This is a genomic window from Rhodanobacter spathiphylli B39 (assembly GCF_000264295.1).
GTDB lineage: Bacteria > Pseudomonadota > Gammaproteobacteria > Xanthomonadales > Rhodanobacteraceae > Rhodanobacter > Rhodanobacter spathiphylli.
This window is the reverse complement of record NZ_AJXT01000105.1, coordinates 1-2,280: the sequence shown is the minus strand read 5'-3', so window position 1 is coordinate 2,280 and position 2,280 is coordinate 1. Positions and strand designations below refer to the sequence as shown.

Genomic DNA, 2,280 nt, shown 5'->3' with positions numbered 1-2,280 from the left:
GGAGCACGACCAAGACGATCGCGGTCGGCGTGATACCGGCGGTGCCGGGCACGCCGAGCGTGCATGCGTCGGGGCCGTCCAACAAGCCGGTGGTCACCGTCAGCTGGAGCGCGGTGGCCGGTGCGAGCAGCTACACGGTGGAGGAGACCGATCCGGGGAGCAGCGTTGGCGACACGTTCTACAGCGGCCCCAATACCTCCGCGAGCTCAATCATCTTCGCGACCGGGTCGGTGAAGTTCCGGGTGAAGGCGTGCAACGCCACCGGCTGCTCGGGCTGGAGCGGTTACGGCTCGGTCACGCTGCAGTCGGATTTCGGGCTGACGGCGCCGGCCGAAGCGAGCTCGGTACAGGGAGGTGCCCAGTGAACAAGCAAGCACGCTGTCTGGCGACGCTGGTGCTGTGGCTGCTGGCCATGGTGGCCCACGCCGGCACGGTGACCTACGTGTACACCGACGCGCAGGGCACGCCGGTGATGGAAAGCGATGCGCAAGGCCACATCACGAAGCGGTTCGAGTACACCCCGTACGGGGTGGCGGTGACGAGCGTGGGCGCAGCGCCGGACGGGCCGGGGTATACCGGGCATGTGAACGACCCCGAGACGGGGCTCGTGTATATGCAGGCGCGGTATTACGATCCCAGCACAGGACGCTTCCTGAGCACGGATCCGGTAGGGCCGTCGCCGGGAAGCTTGTTCCACTTCAATCGGTACGATTACGCAAGCAACAATCCCGTGGTTAACATCGATCCTGATGGACGTGCAGATTGTCCAGGTCAAAGCCGAGATACGTGCGTGCGTTCCGATTCGGGAACAGCACGCGATCTTCGGTCAACATCAGGGCAGGACACTGCTGCGCTGAAAAATCGGTCCAAGGTGGAGACATCTCAAAAGCCGGAAAAGGTGGTTGCTCTGATCGGGACCAAGAATGTTACGGCCCAACCTGTAGCTGGTAAAATTGTTCATACAACAGCCAAAGATGGCGTGGATTTAACAAATCTTCCACCAGGGACGACGGCAGTGGAACATAGTCATATTGATGGGAAGACTCCGGGAGTGTCATCGGATGGCTTCGTTAGCCCGGGTGATGCACAACCGTTGGGCCACGGCATTATTAATTACGCAGTGAGTAATAGACGCGTAATAAAATACGAAATCGTAGGCGGGAGGATTCAAGTTACTGCGATTAAAGGATCTCTTACAGCACATGAGGCGAATGGGCTTGAGAGATCTATAAACCAGCAACAGTCCGCAATTAACACCCTTAGGCCCGCCCAATGAAATATGTTTTGTTACTTTTCCTGGCACTTTTCGCTATGGCAGCCGATGGCGCGGCTTCGGATGGTATGTTGGATATCTCGACGCTGAATGCCCAGCGTGCACAATACGACGGCCAACAATTAACATTGTTTGGCTATTTGGTTATAGGGCCAGAATCAATGTATCTTGTAAAACGATTGGGATACGATAAGGACTACTGGGCGAAGGACTCTGGCTGTTTGAGTCTTCTAAACACAGGGGACCTCAGCGACAAGGAGGATACATACAACGGAAAGTTTGTTGAGATAAAAGGCCTGTTTCGTGCAAATAACTATTCATACGGCATTAGCTTTTCAGAATGTGGATTAACTGGTATCGACATTGATGGAAGCCCGAGCAAGCATATAAAAATATTGAAGCGTGGTGGACAATAAAAAAGGTGCTGAGGACAATTTGACAGCCGGCGCTGCCTCGGCATAAGCGTGAGACGCTGCTTGCACAGATCGTTGTGCGAGTCACGGAGAGTTATCGGTCGTCGCGCCAAACGCGCCCCGCCGCGAGGGCTTCCTCGCGCGAAGCGAAGGTCTCACTGGGTCCGCTGGTGATGTTGCCTTCCTGCGTCCACAGCTCCCAGCGGCCGTCACGCCGCCAGCTCGGCACGGCGGCGTAACCCTGAGCTTCCAGCACCGGCACGACGGCATCGACCTCGGACCGAAGCGTGAGCTGTCCACTCCATATCAGCGGCGTGCCGCAGCGTCCCTCGCGATGGCTTGGCATGGCGTCTGTCCTCTGTTGATCGTGAGCCCTAATTAAATGGGACGTGGCGAATTAAATTCGTTCGCGGTGAGCTTCCAGGTGCGTGCGTGCAGCGTCGCCGGCTGCTCGGCATGGAGCGCCAGCACCAACCACGGCGGTTCGGCGCCCACGGGCATCGCCACGCTGAGCGTGCCGGCGACCAGCAGCACGGGCAACTACACGGTCAGCTGGACGGCGGTGGACAGCACACGCGCTACACCCTGCAGGAG

3 protein-coding genes and 2 pseudogenes are annotated in these 2,280 nt (G+C 58.1%); 4 read left to right on the top strand and 1 reads right to left on the bottom strand.

Going from position 1 to position 2,280, the window contains the following annotated elements:
- The 3 genes and pseudogenes from UU7_RS19060 to UU7_RS18550 all read left to right on the top strand — a co-directional run.
- Nucleotides 1–365 (top strand): annotated as a pseudogene (locus UU7_RS19060) (hypothetical protein); the annotation flags it as partial.
- The gene (locus UU7_RS17840; RefSeq protein WP_007810744.1) at nt 362–1,276 is read left to right on the top strand and encodes an RHS repeat-associated core domain-containing protein; all 915 of its coding nucleotides are present in this window, start codon (nt 362–364) and stop codon (nt 1,274–1,276) included. The pseudogene UU7_RS19060 and the gene UU7_RS17840, both read left to right, overlap by 4 nt.
- Nucleotides 1,273–1,689, top strand: a complete 417-nt coding sequence (locus tag UU7_RS18550; protein WP_157582432.1) for a hypothetical protein — start codon at nt 1,273–1,275, stop codon at nt 1,687–1,689. Before UU7_RS17840 ends, UU7_RS18550 begins: the two co-directional genes overlap by 4 nt.
- Before the next feature lie 91 nt (nt 1,690–1,780).
- Here UU7_RS18550 and UU7_RS17145 read toward each other — a convergent pair whose 3' ends face one another.
- Nucleotides 1,781–2,032, bottom strand: coding sequence for a hypothetical protein (locus UU7_RS17145; protein WP_007810742.1), 252 nt, complete (start codon nt 2,030–2,032; stop codon nt 1,781–1,783).
- A 36-nt stretch (nt 2,033–2,068) separates the two neighbouring features.
- Between UU7_RS17145 and UU7_RS19055 the strand changes: the two are divergent.
- Nucleotides 2,069–2,280, top strand: a pseudogene (locus UU7_RS19055) (hypothetical protein); the annotation flags it as partial.